Origin of the sequence: Bartonella tribocorum CIP 105476 (assembly GCF_000196435.1) — a bacterium.
Lineage (GTDB): Bacteria > Pseudomonadota > Alphaproteobacteria > Rhizobiales > Rhizobiaceae > Bartonella > Bartonella tribocorum.
This window is the reverse complement of sequence record NC_010161.1, coordinates 2216085-2240473: the sequence shown is the minus strand read 5'-3', so window position 1 is coordinate 2240473 and position 24389 is coordinate 2216085. Positions and strand designations below refer to the sequence as shown.

Genomic DNA, 24389 nt, shown 5'->3' with positions numbered 1-24389 from the left:
TGTAAAGATGATAGATTATCCAGAGCACTTAAATAGCAAAGAAGATTATCTGAACATGCTTTCTTTTGACAAAATTGAAACAGTAAGAAGGCTAGAGATGCTTTTATCAACGCGTTTTTATTGGGTCTTTGTTAAAGAACTCAGTGAAGGAGAAGAGGGGATAGAAGATGATACACATAGGGTTTGTGTAGAAACAGAAACGCCGGTTGATTTAGACGGTCCTTCTATAGCAAAGCGTTATCAATATGAATTACAGGAAAGTGAATATGCGCCGATATTTAAGCTTGGCTTTCGTGTTGACGAAGTGGAACAATTGATCAAAGAGCATAGTCAATAGAGATCATCAAAGAAGATTTTTATACCGCCCCACTGATGTGGGGCTTTTTTTATGGAGGATGGGATGAGAAAGATATCCAAAGAAGGTTTGGAGCTAATCAAACAATGGGAAGGATTACGTTTAGAAGCGTATAGAGATACGGCATGTATCTGGACCATTGGTTATGGTCACACCAGCAATGCTGGTAACCCGCTTGTCAAAAAAGGCATGCGTATTACGAAAGAGCGAGCAGAAGAAATCCTTTGTGAAGACTTAAAGCAATTTGAGAAGACGGTAGAGGAATCGGTCACGGTTTCATTAACAGATTGCCAATTCGCGGCATTGGTGTCGTTTTGTTATAATGTAGGAACAACAGCTTTTTGCAAGTCGAGTCTTTTGAAAAAACTGAATCAAGGGGATTATGAAGCCGTTCCAGCAGAATTACAGAAATGGAATAAGGTCGGTGGAAAGCTTCTTGCGGGATTAGCCAACCGTCGAGCAGCGGAAGCAGGTTTGTGGGCGAAAGGGTCTTATGTTTCTTCAAACTATCAAAGAGTGGAAACGAAAGAGGCGAGAGGTCTTTTCAAAGTAGAAGCACTCGCGCCGATTATAGGGTCTTGTTCTGGGTTTGGAGGATTATTGGTCGGCAATGGACCAATTCAGTGGGCTTTAGCAGGGATTATGGTTTTAGCCGCTTGTACAGGTCTTGTGATTGTTGCCAAGCGTTTTCGGGAGCAGCGCTTGTGATTTTTTGGTTCAAAAGAAATCTGTCTCTTCTGTTAGCGGCTTTAGCCGTTTTTTTAATGGCATTCGCCAAAGCCTTTCACCTTGGCAAGAAAAGTGAGCGGAACAAGCAAACAGAGAAAGCTTTAAAGACAGCAATCACCCGTTTTGAGGTTGAAAATGAAGTTAATCAAAAAAGTGATACTGGTGTGCGTTCTGCTTTGTCTCGTTGGGTGCGGGGCAAATAAGTCTGTTTCTTGTGTTGGTTGGTTACCCATTTATTTAGATAAGCAAGATATCAACGTCATCAGTTCCAACCTAGCAAGAGATATCTTGAAACATAATCAACAGGGAGCACGCTTATGTGGTTGGCAAAATGAGTAAAAAACGTCATGAGGAACAAGATCTCTCACAAACAGAACGACAGTTGCTTCATGAGATGATAGAGACCTACCAAGGCTTAAAGATGATGTCACGCATCATGAAGTGGATAGCCCTTTTTATCTTTATGTGTGTTATGGATTTTTCCCGTTTCATAGAAACCCTAGAGAATACCTTCTCACACCTCAAAAAATGGATAACAAAGGCTTGAAAGTTTAATCGATTATTTATAATGATCTGTGACGCAATGAATCCTTTTTAATAATATCCATAAAAGTGCTATTTCGTAATTTTGCATTCTCCAAAAGAGTTCTTGGAGATACAACTTGTATACAAGCGTTGAATTCAGACCAATAATTCCGGTAATACTCTCCTTCTGGAGAAAAAATTTTAGTGAAATGATTTGTAACACATAATACTTTCGAGAAAGCGTCATCTATTTCAGCAATGAGATAAAGATATATCTCCCCAACACCCCATTGCTTAAGTGTTTCAGCGTAATACATTAATTGAGCGACGCCTGTATTTTTATAATCTGCTACAGGACTTTTAAACTCTATTAAGACAGCCCGTTTTCTTTCCTCAGAATCAAAATACAGAGCTATATCAGGTCGACTCAATAATCTTTTATTATTTTCTTCAACACTAAGCGAAGCTGAATTAACGTTTAAAAGAAAGCTCTTTATATTCCTCTCACTTTGTAAATAAGTATAGCTCATTAAGTTGTCATCAAGTATCCATAAATTATTTTCTTTTAATGCTAAAGGTGAACTTTTACCAGCAGTACATTTTTTTTGAATAAATAAATTATGAATTTCTTTTTCCAAGGTATTTGGTTGTAGGAAATTAGAAAATTGGCATAGAATATGATCTCTGAATTCGATATATTGAGTTAATTCTAGACTAGCAAATTTTTGTGCTTTTTTAAAATTCTTTTCTGCTATTCCTTTACCTTCACGAAGAGTTTTTCTGAATTCTAGTTTTCTTTTTGAATATTTTTTTTCTGCTTTTTCAATCAATGAATCTTCTGTAAAGATGCCTCCGATTACATCTTTTGTATCTAAAAATTCCACCAAGTAAGGATATTCTTCAGAAACTTTTTCGAGAAGAGCAGCTTTTTCTTCTTTAATTTTTGGAAAATGACAGTTAATTATTTCATCTAGAATATTCTCTAATTTTTTATTAATATCACCCCAACTTAGTTGTGTTTCTAAGTCAGGTTGTTTTTCATCAATATCAAAGTTGTTTCTTTCATCGTTAACATACTCATTCAAAATATGAGACTCCAATAAAAATATCATTATAACATTTTTTATTGGATTAATTTTTATAAACTCTGAAAAAGGCATAACAGTACGACTATGAGCACAGTAGAATGCTTTTATTTCATCACTATAATTTTCATTATCTTCAAAATAATAGGAAAGGGTGAAAGGAATATTTAAACAACTGATTTTGAAAGTTTTATTTGATAAATAAGGTAAATCCTTCGTTTTTATTGTGCTTTTCTTTAATCTTTTTACTGTTTCTAAATTTTCTACCTTTCTTAATTTATGTAAGTCTTCTAAATCTTCTGCTTCATGTACGTAAAAATTAATTTCAATATCTTTTTCTTTATTTAAAAAAAGTAAAGGAAGAAGATGATAATAAATTTCATCACGAACTATACTTATATCTAAATCATTTTGTTGAGAAGGTTTTTCAAAAAATAATTGTGTAGTCCACCATTTATCTCGTTTAGCATTCTCTTTTTTAAAAGAATCTTGTGTAAAATCTGGAGTGAAATTTAATGAAACTCGGACATTATCTTCACTTGCATTAAAACTAGTAATTTCAACTTTTTCAAATACTTTTAAGTAAGTAATACGTCCAACACCTTTACATCCTGCTTTAATTTTGTAATCACTTTTATAGGTAGAAAAAGATTTGATATTTTCTGTTGTGAAACCATCTCCATTATCAAAAACGCTAATAGAAAAAACTTGTTGATTCCCCCATAAATCTGGATTGCTGCTATAAAGTTGGAGTAAAATATCAATTTTTGTTGCATGAGCTTGTATAGAATTAACGATAGATTCCTTAAGGACTGTAAAGATATTCGTTTTTGAGGAAAGATCGCGAATTATAGCGTTTAGGTTAACAAGCATGAGACACCGATATAAGCTTTCATTTTATTTGTTTTACTGAAAGAGGTAAAAAATTCCCACTAAATATTTATATGCTTGATAATTGCCTTTGTATAGAGACATCAGACGATATTTTTCTTATTTTCAGCAAAGTCATCCAAGGGAAGTTTGTTTTGAGTCTGAATGATTGTGATGCGGTTCGAGAGATCTTTAAGGATTTTGACTTTTTAGAAGTTGAGACGCTTTGGACATCCGGTATGGCAAAAAAACACCCCGAAAAGAAGTTCTGATTCGCAATTGCAATATATAGATGATGATGCTATTTGGTAGCGTTACAGATTCTATCTATAAGGTGGTTCAAAAGGTGGTTTTGTTATTTGATATTTTTGCTAACTTATTGAAAAATATTGTGAAGTTATCATGAAATGGTACCGACCACCCGCACCATTTCATGAATATTTCCCTTTATCCTGTTGTGTCGCATTACATTAATTTAAAAATTTGGCGGTTTATCAACCCCTAGGATTTATAAAACATTGATGTATAAAGGGTGTTCATTGGTTTTCCTCGTGAATGAATGACCTCGAATATCGCAGGCTTCTCTTATTTCAAGTCTGTTTATCGCAATCAATCAAAACCATGTCTTTTGTACATTGCAAGAAGGATGTTTTTATGTGGTGTAAAATTGTACAAAAAAAGCATGCCTTTTCACGAATCTTATTAAGAGTGAAGGGGGACCCATTAGGGGAAAGTATGTGACGGTGTGCGTTTGCATCTTTGATGAAGTATAAAGGGGGGCGCAATAGATTTTATTCTTCATGGCTGCTGTTGCAAAATGGATTTGCCGGTTTAATGTTTCTTGAAAATAAGCTCGTGCATGAGCAAGTGTTGGGCGTGTGTTTGGTTTTGAGCGCTCTCCTATGCCGTGAGGGGTGTGATCCCAAACAGATGAAAAACAAAAGCGTGAGGTTCATGTGTAATCTCTCTTTTTTTTAAGACGGTGCTTGTTTACGAATCTTATTGAGAGTGAAGGGGGACCCATTAGGGGAAAGTATGTGATGGTGTGCGCTTGCATCTTTGATGAAGTATAAAGGGGGGCGCAATAGATTTTATTCTTCATGGCTTCTGTTGCAAAATGGATTTGCCGGTTTAATGTTTCTTGAAAATAAGCTCGTGCATGGGCAAGTGTTGGGCGTGTGTTTGGTTTTGAGCGCTCTCCTATGCCGTGAGGGGTGTGATCCCAAACAGATGAAAAACAAAAGCGTGAGGTTCATGTGTAATCTTCACTCTTTTTTTAAAGACAGCTTGTTAAAAGAGCGTGCTTGGTTTTTGCTTGTCGAAGCAGAAGGATAAGAAGAGGAGCGGATTGGAAACGGGGTTTCAAAAATGGTTTTTGGGTTTTTACAACTTCATATTCTTTCTAAATGAGATTATCTTTCTCGTTTTAGAAATGACACAAACAGAGATTGGCAATATCCTTGCTCTGTTCTGGCATAAAACAGTTGTAAAACGTCCTCTTTTAAGGCGTTTAGGGCATGGCGTTACAGAATAAGTAAACGCAAAGCCAGTTGTTGTTATGGTGGTTGTTTGGCAAATCGTTTTGTAAAAAGATGAAATATTTCTCCAATCCATAGGGGGGTATTAGCGGTTTTATGATTTTTTTGCCTAAAAAAGCTTGCATCTGCTGCTTTTAAATCAACACCCACCCCACCACCATGCGCAGCATGTTTTAAGACACACATTGAGACGGATAAGAGCTCTATGAGCTGTTCCTTCTTTTGTATGCTAAAATGGGGCAAGCGTATTCTATATCTCTGTTTGAGGCATTTTTGAAACAGATAAACAGCCTCGTTAAGGAGAATATAAAGCCGTAAAGGCACAAACTATTTTTCATCTTTAGTCATCATCCTTTTATTTGGCTTTATGGCTTCCAAAAGCATCTTAATTAATATCTTTTAAAGAGTGGAGAGTACGCATTGCCGCACGCTTTTGTTTTTCACCTGTCTTTTTTTGGGCACGCTCCTCATGCAAAACAATACTATTGGATTGCTCATTCATAGGATTTTTTTAAAGAAATATTTTTAAAGGCACATTACAGCCATTTTGCGTGGGGGCTCGTGAATGGTATACAAGTAAAGTGTCTCCATGGAAATAATATAAAATCTATTGTGTTCCCTCCATTTTTGCGCTTATGAAGAAGCAAGCCGTCACCATCGTCTACTTGGGGCTGCCCTAAAATGTTGCGGACAAACCATTGGATCTTGAGGACGGTTCAAAAGGGACATCATGCCTTTCTTGTACAATTTTACACTAGGTGAGATCATCCTGCTTATGACGTGCAAGAGACATGGAGTTGATGGGTTCAACAGATACAGATTTGAAATGAGAGAATCCTACGGTATTTTAGGTTTTTCATTCAATATGATAAATTATCATTATAAATCAATGTGTAATAATTTACAGCGATAAATATCGGCAATATCCTTGCTCTGTTCTGGCGTGAATAGCTGTAAAATGTCGTTATTTAAAGTGCGATGCGGTGATGGAAGGTAGCTTTTTTGAAACGTTTCAGTATTTTTTTCAGTACCATATGGAATATTCAGTCAGGGCTTGACTATAGCATTTTTAAATTTAAGTAAAGCTCTATGAAATGGGAAATCAAGAAAAAACCGCTTAAAAATTGTCGTTTCTTTACAAACCAATATTGGTTTTTTTTAGAGGCTAAGTAGGGGGAAAATGGGGTTTAAAATCTTTGTTCTTTGAAATGTGGCGAGAAAAAACTCTCCTCGTTAGCTTATACTCTTGTTCGTTTATAAAGTGATCTTTAAGAAAAATAAAGATGAGAGGTGAAGTGGCATTGAAAAAAACGGATTGTTTGTCAATGAAGAAGCTTTATTGGGGGAGGCGTGGAGAAGAGGTTGAAAAATGAACGCATACAAGCTTCTCTTTTATGCTGTTGTCCCGTTATCATCATCAGCTGTACTTGATGTGCAATATCCGTATTTGCTTTTAAAAAATATCATGGCACTCAGTTATTTCATGAGGGCGCCAATGGACCAGTGGTGTGATGGTAAAACACTTATCATTCAAATGCGTCCTATAAAAGGATGAGAGGATAGAAACTTGTTGAGATGCTGGATTGTTTTGCGATCCTTTGTTGACAATTTAGCGTTGGTTTTTAAGAACTTCGTTTTTTAGGGGGGAGAGCCATAAAAAAAACCCTGTTTTAACAGGGCTTTTTTAAACGTTTCATTTTTTCTAAAAGATATTAGAATTTATAAGCGATACCAAGGCGAAAATTATGCGTTTGGACGCTCATTTTAAGTTCATCATTTGCAAATTTCTGTTTAAAAAAATCGGTATAACGATATTCTGTACGCATGATAATGTCATCTGTCATGGCAAGATCAAAGCCACCACCCACAGTATAACCAATCATTGTTTTTGTTTTATCGAATACATCACCAGAAGCAAATACCGTCGAATCTTCTTGCGATTTTGTTAAAAGGGATAGGATATATTGCATCTGTGTATAGGCAACACCCCCTGCAATATAAGGCATAAGGCGATGGGAAGCAAAACCAATACGCGCGCGGGCAGCTCCAGCCCATTTTTCTTTCAACGTTACACTACTTACAATAATATCACTATAGTTGGGGATTGTTTCATCTTGAACTTCAGATGTTATAATAGGAATCCCAGCGTCGTGAAAGGCAGCATGAACAGAGTCTAATTTATCGAGAATTTTTTTTCCATTGTCCGTTTGGGTATTTTTCTTCCCCGACCAGATCATATCCGTATCAAAACTGACAACAAGGCTATTTCCTAAATCAATATTAGAACCTGCATAAAAACCGGCGACAAAGCCTGTTGGTTTTGGTGATAAACCTCTATCGACCAAAGCCCATTTTCCGCCTTGGGATTCTGGTGCGTAATTTAAAGTGCTTTTACTGGAAAGATGTCCAAGTTGTCCGCCAAAATAAAAACCAGACCAAGAAAAAGGTGCTGAGACAGTAACCGGTGAGAGCCGTGATGATAAACTACTTGGCGCTGAAACACTCGGTTGTGATTGCTGAGAGATTACCGTATCGGCGGCTTGCGCTGTTGAAGTGGTCATGAAAGTGAAAAGAGATAGTACAAATAAACATTTTGTTTTCATAAAACGTCCCCAATTTATTTAAATAACATTATTCATTATGCATGAATTGGTTAAAAAAATCTATATTTAATTATCATTATGAAAAATAAAATGCTCTAAAAAGCTATAATTTTTCATTGTTAAGCTTTTTTTGAAACGTGTTTGTCTTGCTATTTTCCCATATAAACCTTAGTTTTAATGATTTTTTGGGGTGGATATATTTCCTTCAGTGTTCTCTGTGTTTAAAAAAATTATTTTATAATAAATAAGCTTTTCGTTTTTTTTAAATATTGTTTTGTGTATATAGAAATATCTTTTATTATTTTATGACAAATATATAATCCATAATGGTTATTATGCTGAATATATATATATATATAAATATATTATAATATGGATGTGCCTCGTGTTAAAAAAGTGCATGGCGGTTTCTCGTATTCTTTGCCAGTTTTCAATATTGTGAATGCCTTTGTATGGCGAATGCTTTTATATGGCGATAGCCTTGGGGATGTGAGAAGAAGAGCAATTATTTTTTATCGATAGGCTATGTTTGCTTGTGATAATCCAAGCGTATCGTTGGGATTGATTCAATGGGATAAAAATAAGCAAGGGAGGATATCAGAAATAAGCAGGGGGGAACATGAAAAATAACAAGGAGCAATACGAAGAATAAAAAGAGAGGCGCGGGAGAGCATTCTTCTATGAAGGTTTCTCATTCATGTTCATGTGAAATGATAAACTATTCTTCTCGTTCGTCTCAGTTTGGAGCTAAAAACCGAATGTCATTAGCAATTTTAAAGAGAACAGCACATGGATTGAGGCTTTGGGGAGCAATGCGCAAGAGTAACCATGATGGGTAGCGCTTCAAATTGATTGCACGTTACCCAAGGATATATCTCTGTGAGGGTGCGGATTTTTTTGAGCAGAGGCAAAGTTAAAGTTTTGCGGGGTGTTGTATTTTGTTCCAACCGTTGTTTTTCTATTGCACACACTCATCTTTGGCGTTTCATAAAAGAGAAAGCCGGCATATCATACACTTGGTATACACTTTGGGGGCTGCTTTAAAGGGCTCTAAAATGTTGTGTTCCCCCTTGGTTCTTCAGACGGTTCATGAGAAACATTTTTTAGTCCTTGTCTCATACAATTCTACGCCACATACTCACTATGCTTATGATGTGCAAGCAGGTGATTTTGATTGATTCAACATAAATGGATTTAAAATGAGAGAATTTTATCGATATTTAGGACTCTCATGCAAGCTGGATAATGCTATAGTGTCATTATAAATCAATATATTATTTTATTTTACAAAAGCTGGAATGGGGATAAGCGTTTAAAATATTGTGGTCATATAATCGGAGCGTGAGCGCCGCGATAGTTTTGATGAATAAGATTTAAGAAGTTTGCATTTTCTCTTAAGGATTCTTTGATTTCGGAGCAATCATCTTTTTGGGATCAACCAGCCGGTCATAATCTTCTCCAGAAACACCTGCTTTGAGGGCTTCGGTGCGTAGTGTTGTATCATTTTTATGCGCTGCCTTAGCAATTTCCGCGGCTTTTTCATAGCCAATTTCTGGGGCAAGAGCGGTGACTAACATCAGTGAGCGCTCCATGAGTGCGTGAATATGAACACGATTGGCGCGTAATCCTTGAATGCAATGCATATCAAAAGAACGCATGCAATCACCAAGAAGGGTAATCGATTGTAAAACGTTATAGCCAATAACGGGTTTATAGACGTTGAGTTCAAAGTGCCCTTGGCTGGCGGCAAAGGTTACGCTGGTATGATTACCAAAAACTTGGGCTGCAACCATGGTCATAGCTTCACACTGGGTGGGGTTGATCTTGCCGGGCATAATAGAAGAGCCAGGTTCATTTTCAGGGAGGTTGAGTTCGCCTAAGCCGGAACGGGGGCCAGAGCCTAAAAACCGAATGTCATTGGCAATTTTAAAGAGATCAGCAGCGAGGGCATTCAAGCTTTTGTGGAAATGTGCAAGTGCGCCATGATAGGCAAGCGATTCAAATTTATTGTGTGCCGTTTTAAAGGATATTCCTGTGAGGGTGCTGATGGTTTGTGCAAAGGCAACGTCAAAACCTTTCGGGGCGTTGTGTTCTGCTCCAAGAACTCTTCTTCCTTGGGGTCAAGAGCTAGAACGGGATAAGCGTTTAAAATGAACACTGGGGAGAATCATAATCAAAACTATCGGGGCGTGGGTGCCGCGATAGTTTTGTTGGATAAGATTTAAGAAGTTTGCATTTTCTCTCAAGGATTCTTTGATTTCGGAGTGATCATCTTTTTGGGATCAACCAGCCGGTCATAATCTTCTCCAGAAACACCTGCTTTGAGGGCTTCGGTGCGTAGTGTTGTATCATTTTTATGCGCTGCTTTGGCAATTTCCGCGGCTTTTTCATAACCAATTTCTGGGGCAAGAGCGGTGACTCACATCGGTGAGCGCTCCATGAGTGCGTGAATATGAACACGATTGGCGCGTAATTCTTGAATGCAATGCATAATGAGGGTGCGGATTGTTTTGAGCAGAGGCAACGTCAAAACCTTTCGGGGCGTTGTGTTCTGCTCCAAGAACTCTTCTTCCTTGGGGTCAAGAGCTAGAACGGGATAAGCGTTTAAAATGAACACTGGGGAGAATTATAATCAAAACTATCGGGGCGTGGGTGCCCCGATAGTTTTGATGAATAAGATTTAAGAAGTTTGCATTTTCTCTTAAGGATTCTTTGATTTCGGAGCAATCATCTTTTTGGGATCAACCAGCCGGTCATAATCTTCTCCAGAAACACCTGCTTTGAGGGCTTCGGTGCGTAGTGTTGTATCATTTTTATGCGCTGCTTTGGCAATTTCCGCGGCTTTTTCATAACCAATTTCTGGGGCAAGAGCGGTGACTCACATCGGTGAGCGCTCCATGAGTGCGTGAATATGAACACGATTGGCGCGTAATTCTTGAATGCAATGCATAATGAGGGTGCGGATTGTTTTGAGCAGAGGCAACGTCAAAACCTTTCGGGGCGTTGTGTTCTGCTCCAAGAACTCTTCTTCCTTGGGGTCAAGAGCTAGAACGGGATAAGCGTTTAAAATGAACACTGGGGAGAATTATAATCAAAACTATCGGGGCGTGGGTGCCCCGATAGTTTTGATGAATAAGATTTAAGAAGTTTGCATTTTCTCTTAAGGATTCTTTATTGCGGAGCAATCATCTTTTTGGGATCAACCAGCCGGTCATAATCTTCTCCAGAAACACCTGCTTTGAGGGCTTCGGTGCGTAGTGTTGTATCATTTTTGTGCGCTGCCTTAGCAATTTCCGCGGCTTTTTCATAACCAATTTCTGGGGCAAGAGCGGTGACTAACATCAGTGAGCGCTCCATGAGTGCGTGAATATGAACACGATTGGCGCGTAATCCTTGAATGCAATGCATATCAAAAGAACGCATGCAATCACCAAGAAGGGTAATCGATTGTAAAACGTTATAGCCAATAACGGGTTTATAGACGTTGAGTTCAAAGTGCCCTTGGCTGGCGGCAAAGGTTACGCTGGTATGATTACCAAAAACTTGGGCTGCAACCATGGTCATAGCTTCACACTGGGTGGGGTTGATCTTGCCGGGCATAATAGAAGAGCCAGGTTCATTTTCAGGGAGGTTGAGTTCGCCTAAGCCGGAACGGGGGCCAGAGCCTAAAAACCGAATGTCATTGGCAATTTTAAAGAGATCAGCAGCGAGGGCATTCAAGCTTCCGTGGAAATGTGCAAGTGCGCCATGATGGGCAAGCGCTTCAAATTTATTGTGCGCTGTCTTAAAGGATATTCCTGTGAGGGTGCTGATGGTTTGTGCAAAGGCAACGTCAAAACCTTTTGGAGCGTTGAGCCCTGTTCCGACAGCTGTTCCACCTTGAGCAAGCATTTGAACATCAGCAAGGGCTGTTTCAATACGACGAAGATTGGCTTCTAGGGCGACCCGATAGCCTGAAAATTCTTGTGCAAGCGTTAAGGGGGTTGCATCTTGTGTATGGGTGCGTCCAATTTTGATAATGTCGGCAAATTCTTCTTCTTTTTTCTTGAAAGTGGTAATGAGTGCTTCAAGAATAGGAAAAAGATGTTGGCGCGTTTGCAGCGTGGTGGCAATGTGCAGTGCTGTGGGAAAGGAATCGTTTGATGATTGACTCATATTGACATGGTCATTGGGATGAACAGGCTTTTTGCTTCCCAGTTTGCCCCCCAAAAGCATGCTCGCATGGTTGGCAATCACTTCGTTGACATTCATATTGCTTTGTGTCCCTGAGCCTGTTTGCCAAACAGAAAGGGGAAAATGCGTATCGAAGGCGCCAGAGAGAACTTCATCGGCAGCAGTGACAATCGCTTTTCCAATCTTGGGGGAAAGTTTGCCTTTGTCCATATTGACAAGAGCAGCCGCTTTTTTGATAAGGCTTAAGGCATAAATGATGGTAAGGGGCTGCTTTTCAGTGCCAATATTAAAATTATGCAGAGAACGTTCAGTTTGTGCCCCCCAATAACGATCTTGGCGGACCGAAATCGTTCCAAAGCTATCCGTTTCCTGACGTGTTTCAACCATGATAAGATCCTTTTTTGTTCACGGGTTCTTAAAAAAGCTAGATAACGCGAAAGTGCAAGAAGAAGCAAGACATGGAAGTCTCATTTATAGAGAAATTATTTTATGGCTATCCTTGACATTGAGAAAAGCCGATTTTATATCTTGGATAGTGTTAGCACTCATGACTTAAGAGTGCTAGCAAGAGCTTTCTAAGATTAATGCAATTATGTTCAGTTTTAAGGATTTAAAACATGGCTAATATACAATTCCGCCCACTTCACGACCGTGTCGTTGTTCGTCGGGTTGAATCTGAAAATAAAACCGCTGGTGGGATTATCATTCCGGATACAGCAAAAGAAAAACCACAAGAAGGTGAAGTTATTGCTGTTGGCAATGGCGCTCTCGACGATAACGGAAAGCGCGTGCCTTTAGAAGTCAAAACAGGGGACCGTATTTTGTTTGGAAAATGGTCTGGAACTGAAGTCAAGATTAATGGGGAAGACCTCTTAATCATGAAAGAATCTGACATTATGGGAATTATGGGCTAATTAAAAGCGCTCAAATTTTCATTGTGTACTATTTTGAGAAAAACTCCAAGGAGAAATTAAATGGCTGCTAAAGAAGTCAAATTTGGCCGTGAAGCGCGTGAGCGTTTGTTGCGCGGTGTCGACATCCTTGCTAATGCGGTTAAGGTGACACTCGGCCCTAAAGGGCGCAATGTGGTGATCGATAAATCATTTGGTGCGCCGCGTATCACAAAAGATGGTGTATCCGTTGCAAAGGAAATCGAACTGGAAGATAAGTTCGAAAATATGGGTGCGCAGATGTTGCGCGAAGTTGCTTCTAAAACCAATGATATTGCTGGGGATGGAACAACAACGGCAACTGTTTTGGGACAAGCTATCGTACAAGAAGGTGTCAAAGCCGTTGCTGCGGGCATGAACCCTATGGATCTTAAACGCGGAATTGATGCTGCTGTGGATGAAGTGGTGGCTAATCTTTTCAAAAAAGCTAAAAAAATCCAAACTTCTGCAGAAATTGCGCAAGTTGGAACCATTTCGGCCAATGGTGCTGCTGAAATCGGTAAAATGATTGCTGATGCCATGGAAAAAGTGGGCAATGAAGGCGTTATTACCGTAGAAGAAGCTAAAACGGCTGAAACGGAATTGGAAGTCGTGGAAGGAATGCAGTTTGATCGTGGCTATCTTTCCCCTTACTTCGTCACGAATGCTGAGAAAATGGTTGCAGATCTTGATGATCCTTACATTCTCATTCACGAAAAGAAACTGTCTAATTTGCAATCCTTGCTTCCCGTTTTGGAAGCCGTTGTTCAGTCTGGCAAACCCCTTCTTATCATTGCTGAAGATGTGGAAGGTGAAGCTTTGGCAACGCTCGTGGTCAACAAATTGCGCGGTGGTTTGAAAATTGCTGCTGTAAAAGCGCCTGGCTTTGGTGATCGTCGTAAAGCAATGCTTGAAGATATCGCTATCTTGACATCGGGACAGGTGATTTCTGAAGATGTCGGCATTAAGCTTGAAAATGTCACTTTGGATATGCTTGGACGTGCAAAGAAAGTGAATATTTCTAAAGAAAACACCACCATTATTGATGGTGCTGGACAAAAGGCTGAAATTACCGCACGCGTCAATCAGATTAAAGCGCAGATTGAAGAAACAACTTCTGACTATGATCGTGAAAAATTGCAAGAAAGACTTGCTAAACTCGCTGGTGGTGTTGCTGTTATCCGTGTGGGTGGCGCAACAGAAGTTGAAGTGAAAGAAAAGAAAGACCGTGTGGATGATGCGTTGAATGCAACACGGGCGGCTGTGGAAGAAGGTATTGTTGCTGGTGGTGGTACTGCATTGTTGCGTGCAGCAAGTGCGTTGACCGTTAAGGGAGGTAATCCTGACCAAGAAGCTGGTATTAATATCGTTCGTCGTGCTCTCCAGGCTCCAGCACGCCAAATCGCCACCAATGCTGGTGAAGAAGCAGCGATTATTGTGGGTAAGGTGTTGGAAAATAATGCCGATACATATGGTTACAATACCGCAACCGGTGAATTTGGTGATTTGATTGCTTTGGGAATTGTTGATCCTGTGAAGGTGGTGCGTTCTGCGCTTCAGAATGCGGCTTCAATTGCCAGCCTTCTGATCACAACAGAAGCAATGGTGGCTGAAATGCCAAAGAAAGATACTCCAATGCCTCCAATGCCGGCTGGTGGAATGGGTGGAATGGGCGGAATGGATTTCTAAGCTCTTTTCCCTAGAGATAATCAAGAAACGGGTCTTTTTGACCCGTTTTTTTTTGTCTTTTTCTTTTCTTCTTCTTATTCTTGATAACACATTGATTTATAATGATAATCTATCGTTATTTATATTGAATTAGACCCTCGAATAACGCAAGATTCTCTCATTTCAAAGCTGTTTATGTTGAATCAATCAAAACCACTCATTTGCACATCACAAGAGGGATGAGTGTGTGAATCAAATTTGTATAAGAAAGGAGTAAAAATGGCTCTTATGAATCGTCTGAAGTGCCAAGATCTGTCGGCAACACCCACGGGTTGGCAAATAGTGTGATGGTGCCGGCTTGCTTCTTCATAAACGTAAAGATGAAGGTGCTTAATGGATTTACTGCTATACCCTTCACGGGCGCCGTCGTGAAATGGGATTGGGTGCGTTGCGAAACGTTTCTTTAAAACAAGGCCGTGAATGGGCAACTGGGTGGCGTTCGGTTTTACGTGAGGGGCGTGATCCTATTCAAGAACGCAATAAACAAAAGCGTGAAGCAATGCGCCATCTTCATTATTTAAAAGATATTGTCATGGATGCTTTTGAAAGCCGTAAAGCCGAATTAAAAGGTGATGGTCAAAATGGTAAATGGTTTTCACCTTTACGTCTTTATATTCTCCCTAAACTAGGCTGTTTACCCGTTTCAAAGATTACACAAACAGAGATACGAAATACCCTTGCTCCTCTTTGGCATACAAAAGCAGGAACAGCAGAAAAAGCACTTATATGCCTTAATCCTTGTCTCAAACATGCGGCTGCATGAGGCATCGAATAGGGACAATGATTGCAGCCCGCACTGCAATTTTCATTACAAATTACAATATTATTGCCCATGAAATTCCTTATTCAAGTTCATATAATCCAATACTAATTGTTTCATGAAAATATTTTGGTATAGACAAAGATCAGAAATTTTTTTAGCCACAAACGCTTTTATCATTGGTAAAGCTTCATCCTTTGATATCGACAGCAAATGAGAAATATAGTCTATCCGTTCTTCTAAATTGAGAGATAATCTTGGACTGGTGAAAAATGTTAAGATATCCAATTCCGGACTGGCTTCTTGACATAAATCCCAATCCACGACCATAAAAGAATTCTCAGGAGTAACAATGATATTATCAGGATGTAAATCTCCATGTGATAAGATTATATTCTTGCTTAATCGATCTTGAAAGATCTTATTGATTTGATCAATAATCGCCTTTTGATGGAGCAAATCCATTTGGCTTAATACAGTACCCCGGATAAACTCCCATTCGACGACTTCATCGCAAAGTGTTATCAAATTTGGTGCAGGATAGAGACTTTGTCGAAAAGAGCCATCCTTGATGTTTTCATTAATGCACGATGCTTCCGGATAAATTTGCCCATAGCAAAACTCTTGATGCTTGCGTTTCAAGAAATGTTGTTTTGACGATTGTGCATTTTCAGGCTGTAACCAAATGATTTCTTGTTTTTTGACAAAAATAATTAAAGCAGACACCCCAAAAATCACAGCCATAACCACTGCCAACCACAAATTAGCTTGCCAGAATGTTGAAAAAATATGACCGTATAAAAAACTGAATGCAAAGGATACAACAGCTGTAATAATGGCTGTAAATGATAAAACAGTCGCGATAGCTTTGGGATCAATCAGTGAATTTATAAGAAGAGACGACAAATAAGATCGATAAGCAGATTTAAAAACACATAGCAGTAAAAATCCTAATATAAGAGCCCCAATGATTTGAAATGACATGAGAAAAAAAGCAATGGTTACCATACAACCAATCATTAAGACGGGAAAAATAGGATTTTGAAACTTTGAAAAATACTTCTGAAACAATATATTGGAACTTGCTGAAAAAAAATTCCCAATGATAAAAATAATCGAAACCAAAATAGCAGGTTGAAATGGCAAAAAATCAGAAAATGCGATAGAAATAGTTCGATTATTAACCAAAATAGCAAAAGCTGAAACTGCACTTAAAAAAATAAGAGTGAAGCGATAAGGATTTTTGACTTCTTTACGGCTGGTGCACAGAACTGTGAAAATACTCGGATGAGCGTTGATATGAAAACTATCTAATCCCTTCGTCAGTTTTGAAAACATAAAAATAGCAAAAATTAATGAAAGGACTTGAAAAATCACAGGCAATGCAGGATGTACATAATAAAGTATTCCCCCTAAAAAAATAAGTACCGTTGTCACACTATAGGTAACAGCAGCCACTTCAGACTTAACGGAAAACAGTGTGCGATGCTTTGGGACTACAGAAAAAAGTAAACTATCTTCCGCACCTGAGAAACAAGCGGCTGCTAATGTAATACACAACAAATAAGTGGCGTAAGCAAAATATGCATAATTCATAAAAAGAGCTAAAAAACCGCAAAGAAAGAAAAACAGCCCAGTATAAATAACGCGCTTACTTCCATAAACATCTGATAATAAACCCAAGGGGACTTCTAAGATCAAAGGAAGCAATAAAAAATAACTCCCGATTAAAACAATATCCGCTTGCGACAAATGCAATTTTTCCGACAAAAAAAGTGGTAAAACAGCAACCACGAGAGCAGTAGACTTGCTAACACTATAAATCTTAAATTGCTTAACCTTATCCACAAAATACCTTCCCACGACATCCGCTCCATGCACCAGATTCTTTCAAAGATTTTAAAACGCTTTGAGCAGACCAATCTATTGCCTCATAATTTTGTAGATTCCCAAAAGCTTCTGAATAAAAGCAATTTTTTAAATCTCCATTATCGTCCAATACCAAGGATGAAAATGGAAATAAACACATTAACGGCGACGAAACGTACGTAGAATTTTCGCCTAAGTAATAATTAATACAATTTACAAAATTTTGTGACGTCCATGAGATTTTCCTTTCTTGGAACTTTTTATCTATATAAATCTGGAGGGGGGATTCTTTCCTTGATAATTCATCTCTCAAATGAAAAAGTGAAGCGTTTTGCGGAAGAATTTTGTTTCTTAAAGCCTTAGATCGATCGTTTGTATTATTTTTTCTAGAAAAACTAAATGACGATGTATCGAGCGGGCTGAATCCGATATAATCGACATCTTTGCTTATACAAAAATCAATAAAATTAATAATATTTTCTAGAATCTCTTTGGTAACTGTCGCTCTTATTCCTATACTTTGCAGAGGTTGAAGATTCTTAACTGTTTCAATGTTTTTCCACACGCGATCAAATTTATTCGCCCCCCGTATATCATAATATCCTTGGATACTCATCGAATCCATAGAAATAACAATTTCTTTTATGTCATACTGTGAAATCCATAAATTTTTATGCAATAAGATGCCATTGGTATTTAATTCAACAGGCAGACCTAGTTCATTTAACGTTAATAAAATATCTTTAAGCTTCGGATGCATTAAAGGTTCTCCCCCAGAAAGCATCACTGAGGCCGCTCCTTTTTCTTTCAACATTCTAAATAAGGGGATTAAACTTTCTGGAGTATGCCAATTTTTTTCCTTAATCTTCCAGCAATCGCACATGATACAAGGGCTATTGCAATTCTGGATAATATGTATAATAGGTGTTACAGGTACCCATAATTTTTTAAGATCAAAAATCGAATCTGACGCACTAATCAAGTTTTCCTTCTTTAAAAGAAAAACCATTCTTTTCTAGTTCTCTTAACAAAATTGAAAAATCTGATGCTAAAATCTCTGTCTCTACATTAAGCTTTGCCGCAACAGTATATCCTCCTCATATTGTTATTATGTACCTTATTTATATTCAAGAAAATTAGTCTTTTGTAAAAAGTCTAAAGATTTACAACTTTATAATTGTAAAATCAATTTAACTGTATTACGCAATATTCGGTTTGGAAAAAACATTGGCCTATACCGGTATAAATCGAAAAACTCTTGTGCTCAGCTAATTTCCATTTTAATTATTAAGTTCATTCAAAAAGTATTATTCCTTATTTCAATCGCAATAAGAAATATGCAATGCTCTGCTTTATCAAGTAATTTTAAAAAGGTTTTTTGGGGGTTGAAATAAAGTATAGTTGTTGCGTAAATCAGCTTCTCAGAAGAAAAATTTTTCAATTATTTTTTTGTTCTGGAAAGCGGTTTTTTTACGTGGAAAAAAAGCTTCGCCTTATCTTTGCTTTAACCCTCTATCTTTAATAGTCTATCCTTATAGCTCCCAATATATCACAGCTCTGATGTCTCTACGAGCAGCACGCTATTTCATCCCTTTCATTTGTGCCTTTTTCCAGACCTCCCTTATTACACCCGTCATTTTTCTTACAAAGTGCACATTCTTATGGTTCATTTTACAGCTCCACGTTTTTACGATTTTGCAAATTTACAGAAAGCAGTAGAAAAGAGACCTTGTGCTTTCAAGCCTATTGCGTGATGGCACTGGTGCGTGGTGCTGTGGTACGGGGGCTGGTGCGTGATGGCGCTGGTTGGTGTGCGTGGTGCGGGAGTTGGTGCTGTGGTATGGTGTGTGGTGTTTTTAGAAGTTACAGTTAATTGCTGGTGTCTTGTAAAAACTTCCCAATAAAGGTTGCTTTGCGTGTCATTATTCTTTTGCTCTTTTGAGAAAAGGAGCCGTGGTGCGAAAAAGTAAATTGTGTTGCAAGAGTTAAAGTGGGTTGTTTGTGCCGGTGTTTTTCCTTGGTAGATGGTTTGGGGTTTGTTTTGAGATCTTGTTTTGTTTTTTTTGATAGAATTTTGTTGGTGGAGGCGGGGGGTGGGTTGATGCACAATAAGCGTGGTTTATTGCGGTTGTGTTGGGGATAGAGGCTATGGTGTCTGTCGTATAGGGGGTGGTGCGTTGTGCGAGGGTTGGTGTGTGGTATGGGGGTTAAAGTGCACATTCTTATGGTTCATTTTACAGCTCTACGTTTTTACGATTTTGCAAATTTACAGAAAGCAGTAGAAAAGAGACCTTGTGCTTTCAAGCCTATTGCGTGATGGCACTGGTGCGTGGTGTGCGGGGGATTGGTGCCGTGATACGGGGCTGGTGCGTGGTGCTGTGGTACGGGGGCTGGTGCGTGATGGCGCTGGTTGGTGTGCGTGGTGCGGGAGTTGGTGCTGTGGTATGGTGTGTGGTGTTTTTAGAAGTTACAGTTAATTGCTGGTGTCTTGTAAAAACTTCCCAATAAAGGTTGCTTTGCGTGTCATTATTCTTTTGCTCTTTTGAGAAAAGGAGCTGTGGTGCGAAAAAGTAAATTGTGTTGCAAGAGTTAAAGTGGGTTGTTTGTGCCGGTGTTTTTCCTTGGTAGATGGTTTGGGGTTTGTTTTGAGATCTTGTTTTGTTTTTTTTGATAGAATTTTGTTGGTGGAGGCGGGTGTTGGGTTGATGCACAATAAGCGTGGTTTATTGCGGTTGTGTTGGGGATAGAGGCTATGGTGTCTGTCGTATAGGGGGTGGTGCGTTGTGCGAGGGTTGGTGTGTGGTATGGGGGTTAAAGTGCACATTCTTATGGTTCATTTTACAGCTCTACGTTTTTACGATTTTGCAAATTTACAGAAAGCAGTAGAAAAGAGACCTTGTGCTTTCAAGCCTATTGCGTGATGGCACTGGTGCGTGGTGTGCGGGGGATTGGTGCCGTGATACGGGGGATGGTGTGTGGTATGGTGGGTGGTACGGGGGTGGTGTTTTTAGAAGTTACAGTTAATTGCTGGTGTCTTGTAAAAACTTCCCAATAAAGGTTGCTTTGCGTGTCATCATTCTTTTGCTCTTTTGAGAAAAGGAGCTGTGGTGCGAAAAAGTAAATTGTGTTGCAAGAGAAAGTGGGTTGTTTGTGCCGGTGTTTTTCCTTGGTAGATGGTTTGGTTTTTTTTTGAGGTCTTGTACTGGTTTTTCGATAGAGTCTTGTTGGTGGAGGCGGGGGGTGGGTTGATGCACAATAAGCGTGGTTTATTGCGGTTGTGTTGGGGATAGAGGCTATGGTATCTGTCGTATAGGGGGTGGTGTGTGGTGCTGTGGTATGAGGCTGGTTGGTGTGCGTGGTGCGGGGGGCTGTGGTATAATGCTTCCATGAAGTGTATGGAACTTATAGGAGATTCCCTTTATGCTTCATAAAAGATGGAGGGGTGTATCTCATAAGATGATTTTTGTTGCTTACTGATGCGTTTATTTAAAAGAAAACTCTTTGAGTGGTTTTAATGGTATGGATGATGAAGATAAAATTCTCTGTATATCAATACGTTATTTAAAAAAATGCACGTTGGCATGTTTGTTTTTCAAGATTATTCTCTTGCATTCGCTTAAGTTTCGTCTGCATGATTTTTTTTAAAATCTCTTTTCATGCCGATAGCATTAATGTCGCTATGATGCCTGAAAATTCATCACATAATAGCGTTTGTAAAGCGTGTAAACTTCTTCATGAGACGTGAAAAATCATCAATAAAAACTCCCTATTTTCAAAAAATAATGGATGTTGTTTAAAAAAATTGAACACGTCTCATGTTTGATTGTTTATTTTAGAGCTGAATATTTGATTTTTGTGTAAAAATACTTGCTAACGCATCCATAATGCGTGAAAAATCAAGCACTAAGAGGAAAATAATGAATATAATCCATTTCGTATAGCGTGACATCACTTTGATACTTTTATAAGTCATGATGATTTCTTGAAGAATTTCTTTTTCCTTTTCTGTAAGCTCTGTTTGTTTTTCTACTTTTTTTCTAGCCATGTTTCCACCCACACAAGCCTTCCCCTTGTTTGTTATGCTTTAAAATATCTCTGGCGAGATTTGAACTGATGTTTTTGAGATCTTTTTGGTCTAAATAAATGGGCATCCAACCAATGCAAGACGAAGACTCATTGATTGTTTTTATGGCGCAACCAGTGAGTAAGAGCAGCCCGTACATCAGGATCACTTTTTTGATTAATTTCATTTTCCACCTCTAGCCGTGTTGTTGATGACTTTAGCGTTTGTTCTGTTTGTTTTTGCTGTTCAATCTTCTTTCCAAGTGTAAAAGCTTTTGCTAAAGCGATAAAAGTAGCCGCTAGAACCGCTCCTGTTATCGTCAAATTTTTTTTCATCCATCCCATCATAAGCGCTGCTCCCGAAAGCGTTTTGCTACAAAAAAAATGCCAACACAGGCGGCTAAAATCATGATGGTTGCCAAGGCCCATTGGATGGGACCATTGCCTGCTAATAAGCCTCCAAGTCCAGAAAAAGAACCAATAATGGGTGTTAAGGCTTCTGCTCTGAAAAAACCCATGGGTTCTTTTGTTTCCACGGTTTGATAGTTGGGAGAAACATAAGCCCCTTTTGCCCATAACCCCGCTTCTGCTGCACGACGGTGCACAAGACCGTGAAGACGCTTTCCTCCTGCTTTGGTCCACTTTTGTAATTCAGAAGGAACAGCTTCATATTCGCTGTTATTAAGTTTTTTGAGCAGGGTCGACTTGCAAAATGCTGCTGTCCCTACATTATAGCAAAACGATACGAGTGCAGCGAATTGTTCATCTGTTAAGGAAACCGTCACATTTTTTTCAACGGTATTCTCAAATTGTCTTAAATCGTGAGAAAGAACTTCTTCGGCTTGTTTTTCCGTGATAATCATGCCTTTGTGAACAAACGGTTTACCAGCCGTGCTGGTATGACCATAGCCGATTGTCCACACCCCGATGGCATCTTTATAGGCCTGTAAACGCAATCCTTCCCATTGTTTAATGAGTGCAAGCCCTTCTGATGATATTTTCCTCATTTGCTTCTCCATAAAATAAAGCCTCACTTTAAAGTGAGGCTGGTTGACAGATTAAAGATGAATTTTTTCACACTTCAAAAATAGAAGAGACGTGAAACTGTGATGAAATCAAAAGGTTGGTTATGACATTTCAAGTGAATAATAGTGGCCAAGTGAATAATGGTTTGTGCCGGTGTTTTTCCTTGGTAGATGGTTTGGGGTTTGTTTTGAGGTCTTGTACTGGTTTTTTTGATAGAGTCTTGTTGGTGGAGGCGGGTGTTGGGTTGATGCACAATAAGCGTGGTTTATTGCGGTTGTTTGGTGACTGGGACTATGGTGTCTGTCGTATAGCGGGTGGTGTGAGAGGTGAGAGTGTTGCCGATATCGTTGTTGATGGGGGGTAGTTATCGTAGGGATGGTGGTATGGGGTGTGGATTTTTAGAAGTGGCAGTTAATTGCTGGTGTCTTGTAAAAACTTCCCAATAAAGGTTGCTTTAAAGGTTGCTTTGCGTGTCATCATTCTTTTGCTCTTTTGAGAAAAGGAGCTGTGGTGCAAAACAGTAAATTGTGTTGTAAGAGTTAAAGTGGGTTGTTTGTGCCGGTGTTTTTCCTTGGTAGATGGTTTGGGGTTTGTTTTGAGGTCTTGTACTGGTTTTTTTGATAGAGTCTTGTTGGTGGAGGCGGGTGTTGGGTTGATGCACAATAAGCGTGGTTTATTGCGGTTATGTTGGTCGTATGGCATGGAGGTGCTTGAGATAAAGCGGGCACCCTTAGAAAACAAGACGCAGGTTTTTGCCGAAGATGAAAGTATTTCATAGGTCCAGCGTTTTACCTATCTCAATAGGATCGTTGTTAAAAAGAGCTTTGAGCCAATAAGAGCTTTGGAATTTTGATATAATTTAAAGAGAGGGGGCTTTTAAAAAGCACGTTGTTTGCTCTTTTTGTTTTACGAACATGAAAGCTGGTGTGCTTAGAGAAATCTTCACTGTAAAATAGCATTGCTTCGTTCTTTGATGAAGAGCGAATAGAGAAAAAATGTCAATTACATCATTAAAGATTTGTATTCCGTAATCCTTTTTTTATGGGGAGAAACAGAGACGTTTTTTGCTCCTTCTTCCTTTAAGTTTTTTTCAAATCTCTCTCTTATAGTTTCACCTTTTTTGTTGACTGTTTCATCAATCGCTTGCGGATTGGTTTTTAGATATTGTTCAAGACGTCTTCGCCCTTGCGTATGTTTGTACAAACTAACGGGTAGATAGGAATCTAATTTTTCAGCAGATAAAGATGAATTGGGGTCACATAAGACACCCTTAACATTATCCTTATGCAGTCTTTCTAATTTTTGAGATTCGGTATGAAGCTTTTTGGCAAGGCTTAAACTGAACATCCCACATTCAGAAGAGCTTCGTTGAATATCCATTTCCGCCATGGTAAAAGAATAAGGAGGCAGTTGAAGAGTTTCCAGGGTTTGATTTATTTTTATCCCTAGTTTCGCAGCAGCGATATTTTGAAATGTTGTCGGTTCAAACATGATCAAAGAGATTTTGTCATCAACGATTTTATAATCCATCGCTGCAAAATGGATTCTGCTTCCCATATTGACAATAAATTGGCAAGATCTTGCGCCGCTCTCTATTGTTTCTTTGAGGGCGTAGGTAAGTTTTTCAGCTGTAAGAGCTAATTTCAGATTCATGTCCGGATATTTGCGATTGGCTTGTTCCACGAGAGCGGGCATCACTCTAATATCGGTATCTTCATAATCGGCAAAAATCCAATGACCCGTGACGAGATCATCTTCTAAGCCGGCAATAATCACTTTTAATTCTTCAGAATGAGGGGGAATATTTTCTTCTTCTAGGGCGTTTTTTTGTAAACGAGCAATAAGGCTTGCTAAGGATTCATTGGCATTTGTTTCTTCTTGTGCACTTGCCCCTTCTTGTGTTGGTGAGGAACGAGGGGAAACGTCTTTTGAATCTTGTGGTTTCATTCTATGAACCTTTGGATTGATAATCGGTAGAGAATAATTATTTTCTTACATTTTGGCTAAACAATTTTTTGAAAAAAAGCCTTTATTTTTGAAAAGGTGAGGCGATAAGAGCGTCTTGTCGAGCTTTCATCAGGGTGCGGTGGAGCTCTTCAAACTTTTAAAAGATAGGCTTTAAAATGCGCGGATTTTG

Annotated in this window: 27 protein-coding genes and 4 pseudogenes; 17 read left to right on the top strand and 14 right to left on the bottom strand. The window is 38.8% G+C overall.

The window, feature by feature from the left end:
• The first annotated feature begins 7 nt into the window (after positions 1 to 7).
• The 5 genes from BTR_RS09995 to BTR_RS09980 all read left to right on the top strand — a co-directional run bounded on the left by BTR_RS09995 (position 8) and on the right by BTR_RS09980 (position 1631).
• Positions 8 to 337 carry a hypothetical protein gene (locus BTR_RS09995; protein ID WP_012232351.1) on the top strand — a complete coding sequence of 110 codons (330 nt, stop codon included), beginning with the start codon at positions 8 to 10 and terminating at the stop codon, positions 335 to 337.
• Between the two features lie 63 nt (positions 338 to 400).
• Positions 401 to 1063 carry a lysozyme gene (locus BTR_RS09990; protein ID WP_012232350.1) on the top strand — a complete coding sequence of 221 codons (663 nt, stop codon included), beginning with the start codon at positions 401 to 403 and terminating at the stop codon, positions 1061 to 1063.
• Positions 1060 to 1287, top strand: a complete 228-nt coding sequence (locus BTR_RS09985; protein ID WP_012232349.1) for a hypothetical protein — start codon at positions 1060 to 1062, stop codon at positions 1285 to 1287. The genes BTR_RS09990 and BTR_RS09985 overlap by 4 nt, the downstream gene beginning before the upstream one ends.
• The gene (locus BTR_RS13575) at positions 1220 to 1423 is read left to right on the top strand and encodes a hypothetical protein (protein WP_081458162.1); all 204 of its coding nucleotides are present in this window, start codon (positions 1220 to 1222) and stop codon (positions 1421 to 1423) included. The genes BTR_RS09985 and BTR_RS13575 overlap by 68 nt, the downstream gene beginning before the upstream one ends.
• Positions 1404 to 1631, top strand: a complete 228-nt coding sequence (locus tag BTR_RS09980) for a hypothetical protein (RefSeq protein ID WP_012232348.1) — start codon at positions 1404 to 1406, stop codon at positions 1629 to 1631. Before BTR_RS13575 ends, BTR_RS09980 begins: the two co-directional genes overlap by 20 nt.
• Positions 1632 to 1647: 16 nt before the next feature.
• Here the strand turns inward: BTR_RS09980 and BTR_RS09975 are convergent, their stop codons facing one another.
• Positions 1648 to 3567 (bottom strand): ATP-binding protein, encoded by a 1920-nt coding sequence (locus BTR_RS09975; protein ID WP_012232347.1) that lies wholly within the window; start codon positions 3565 to 3567, stop codon positions 1648 to 1650.
• Positions 3568 to 4912: 1345 nt separating this feature from the next.
• Here BTR_RS09975 and BTR_RS09955 point away from each other — a divergent pair.
• Positions 4913 to 5098 (top strand): hypothetical protein, encoded by a 186-nt coding sequence (locus tag BTR_RS09955; RefSeq protein ID WP_038474197.1) that lies wholly within the window; start codon positions 4913 to 4915, stop codon positions 5096 to 5098.
• A 22-nt stretch (positions 5099 to 5120) separates the two neighbouring features.
• On the opposite strand, the gene BTR_RS12795 is transcribed toward BTR_RS09955, so the two are convergent.
• Positions 5121 to 5426 carry a hypothetical protein gene (locus BTR_RS12795; RefSeq protein WP_145972915.1) on the bottom strand — a complete coding sequence of 102 codons (306 nt, stop codon included), beginning with the start codon at positions 5424 to 5426 and terminating at the stop codon, positions 5121 to 5123.
• 1045 nt (positions 5427 to 6471) lie between these two features.
• Here BTR_RS12795 and BTR_RS09950 point away from each other — a divergent pair.
• Positions 6472 to 6657: a hypothetical protein gene (locus BTR_RS09950; RefSeq protein WP_038474194.1), complete on the top strand. Its 186-nt coding sequence runs from the start codon at positions 6472 to 6474 to the stop codon at positions 6655 to 6657.
• A 157-nt stretch (positions 6658 to 6814) separates the two neighbouring features.
• On the opposite strand, the gene BTR_RS09945 is transcribed toward BTR_RS09950, so the two are convergent.
• Entirely contained in the window at positions 6815 to 7705 is an 891-nt protein-coding gene (locus BTR_RS09945; protein WP_012232346.1) for an outer membrane protein, read from the bottom strand.
• A 1055-nt stretch (positions 7706 to 8760) separates the two neighbouring features.
• On the opposite strand from BTR_RS09945, the gene BTR_RS13715 reads away from it, so the two are divergent.
• Positions 8761 to 8883 carry a hypothetical protein gene (locus BTR_RS13715; protein ID WP_280109588.1) on the top strand — a complete coding sequence of 41 codons (123 nt, stop codon included), beginning with the start codon at positions 8761 to 8763 and terminating at the stop codon, positions 8881 to 8883.
• A 216-nt stretch (positions 8884 to 9099) separates the two neighbouring features.
• Here BTR_RS13715 and BTR_RS09940 read toward each other — a convergent pair.
• The 4 genes and pseudogenes from BTR_RS09940 to fumC (BTR_RS09935) all read right to left on the bottom strand — a co-directional run.
• A pseudogene (locus BTR_RS09940) lies at positions 9100 to 9798 on the bottom strand (lyase family protein); the annotation flags it as partial.
• A gap of 149 nt (positions 9799 to 9947) precedes the next feature.
• Positions 9948 to 10199 (bottom strand): annotated as a pseudogene (gene fumC, locus BTR_RS12790) (class II fumarate hydratase); the annotation flags it as partial.
• A 207-nt stretch (positions 10200 to 10406) separates the two neighbouring features.
• Positions 10407 to 10658, bottom strand: a pseudogene (gene fumC, locus BTR_RS12785) (class II fumarate hydratase); the annotation flags it as partial.
• Positions 10659 to 10876: 218 nt separating this feature from the next.
• A complete protein-coding gene (fumC, locus tag BTR_RS09935; protein WP_012232345.1) occupies positions 10877 to 12265 on the bottom strand; it encodes a class II fumarate hydratase in 1389 nt (462 codons plus the stop codon).
• 230 nt (positions 12266 to 12495) lie between these two features.
• Here fumC (BTR_RS09935) and groES point away from each other — a divergent pair, with 230 nt between their 5' ends.
• The 3 genes and pseudogenes from groES to BTR_RS09920 all read left to right on the top strand — a co-directional run.
• Positions 12496 to 12792 carry a co-chaperone GroES gene (gene groES, locus BTR_RS09930; protein WP_005774667.1) on the top strand — a complete coding sequence of 99 codons (297 nt, stop codon included), beginning with the start codon at positions 12496 to 12498 and terminating at the stop codon, positions 12790 to 12792.
• A 60-nt stretch (positions 12793 to 12852) separates the two neighbouring features.
• Positions 12853 to 14496, top strand: a complete 1644-nt coding sequence (gene groL, locus BTR_RS09925) for a chaperonin GroEL (protein WP_012232344.1) — start codon at positions 12853 to 12855, stop codon at positions 14494 to 14496.
• 258 nt (positions 14497 to 14754) lie between these two features.
• Positions 14755 to 15295: pseudogene (locus tag BTR_RS09920) on the top strand (Arm DNA-binding domain-containing protein); the annotation flags it as partial.
• 63 nt (positions 15296 to 15358) lie between these two features.
• Here the strand turns inward: BTR_RS09920 and BTR_RS09915 are convergent.
• Both BTR_RS09915 and BTR_RS09910 read right to left on the bottom strand, forming a co-directional pair.
• A complete protein-coding gene (locus tag BTR_RS09915) occupies positions 15359 to 17143 on the bottom strand; it encodes an MFS transporter (RefSeq protein ID WP_038474191.1) in 1785 nt (594 codons plus the stop codon).
• The gene (locus BTR_RS09910) at positions 17136 to 18173 is read right to left on the bottom strand and encodes a radical SAM protein (protein ID WP_244393462.1); all 1038 of its coding nucleotides are present in this window, start codon (positions 18171 to 18173) and stop codon (positions 17136 to 17138) included. Before BTR_RS09910 ends, BTR_RS09915 begins: the two co-directional genes overlap by 8 nt.
• 757 nt (positions 18174 to 18930) lie before the next feature.
• Between BTR_RS09910 and BTR_RS13030 the strand changes: the two genes are divergently transcribed.
• The 4 genes from BTR_RS13030 to BTR_RS13705 all read left to right on the top strand — a co-directional run bounded on the left by BTR_RS13030 (position 18931) and on the right by BTR_RS13705 (position 20554).
• The gene (locus tag BTR_RS13030; protein ID WP_158305316.1) at positions 18931 to 19068 is read left to right on the top strand and encodes a hypothetical protein; all 138 of its coding nucleotides are present in this window, start codon (positions 18931 to 18933) and stop codon (positions 19066 to 19068) included.
• Between the two features lie 390 nt (positions 19069 to 19458).
• On the top strand, positions 19459 to 19641 hold the full coding sequence (locus BTR_RS09905; protein ID WP_145972914.1) for a hypothetical protein: 183 nt from the start codon (positions 19459 to 19461) through the stop codon (positions 19639 to 19641).
• Positions 19642 to 20084: 443 nt separating this feature from the next.
• On the top strand, positions 20085 to 20219 hold the full coding sequence (locus tag BTR_RS13710; RefSeq protein ID WP_280109587.1) for a hypothetical protein: 135 nt from the start codon (positions 20085 to 20087) through the stop codon (positions 20217 to 20219).
• A 206-nt stretch (positions 20220 to 20425) separates the two neighbouring features.
• Positions 20426 to 20554: a hypothetical protein gene (locus BTR_RS13705; protein ID WP_280109586.1), complete on the top strand. Its 129-nt coding sequence runs from the start codon at positions 20426 to 20428 to the stop codon at positions 20552 to 20554.
• A 442-nt stretch (positions 20555 to 20996) separates the two neighbouring features.
• Here the strand turns inward: BTR_RS13705 and BTR_RS09900 are convergent, their stop codons facing one another.
• From BTR_RS09900 to BTR_RS09885, 4 genes are read right to left on the bottom strand one after another with little or no spacing between them, the layout of a single operon-like run.
• On the bottom strand, positions 20997 to 21209 hold the full coding sequence (locus tag BTR_RS09900; protein WP_038474185.1) for a hypothetical protein: 213 nt from the start codon (positions 21207 to 21209) through the stop codon (positions 20997 to 20999).
• Positions 21202 to 21414 (bottom strand): hypothetical protein, encoded by a 213-nt coding sequence (locus BTR_RS13570; RefSeq protein WP_038474182.1) that lies wholly within the window; start codon positions 21412 to 21414, stop codon positions 21202 to 21204. The genes BTR_RS09900 and BTR_RS13570 overlap by 8 nt, the downstream gene beginning before the upstream one ends.
• On the bottom strand, positions 21338 to 21574 hold the full coding sequence (locus tag BTR_RS09890) for a hypothetical protein (RefSeq protein ID WP_012232339.1): 237 nt from the start codon (positions 21572 to 21574) through the stop codon (positions 21338 to 21340). Before BTR_RS09890 ends, BTR_RS13570 begins: the two co-directional genes overlap by 77 nt.
• Positions 21571 to 22233, bottom strand: a complete 663-nt coding sequence (locus BTR_RS09885) for a lysozyme (RefSeq protein ID WP_012232338.1) — start codon at positions 22231 to 22233, stop codon at positions 21571 to 21573. Before BTR_RS09885 ends, BTR_RS09890 begins: the two co-directional genes overlap by 4 nt.
• Positions 22234 to 22355: 122 nt before the next feature.
• On the opposite strand from BTR_RS09885, the gene BTR_RS09880 reads away from it, so the two are divergent.
• On the top strand, positions 22356 to 22616 hold the full coding sequence (locus BTR_RS09880; RefSeq protein ID WP_038474179.1) for a hypothetical protein: 261 nt from the start codon (positions 22356 to 22358) through the stop codon (positions 22614 to 22616).
• Between the two features lie 180 nt (positions 22617 to 22796).
• Positions 22797 to 23030, top strand: coding sequence for a hypothetical protein (locus BTR_RS12780; RefSeq protein WP_145972913.1), 234 nt, complete (start codon positions 22797 to 22799; stop codon positions 23028 to 23030).
• Positions 23031 to 23254: 224 nt separating this feature from the next.
• Here the strand turns inward: BTR_RS12780 and BTR_RS09875 are convergent, their stop codons facing one another.
• A complete protein-coding gene (locus tag BTR_RS09875) occupies positions 23255 to 24199 on the bottom strand; it encodes a YopJ/AvrA family T3SS effector serine/threonine acetyltransferase (RefSeq protein ID WP_012232337.1) in 945 nt (314 codons plus the stop codon).
• Positions 24200 to 24389 lie beyond the last annotated feature (190 nt).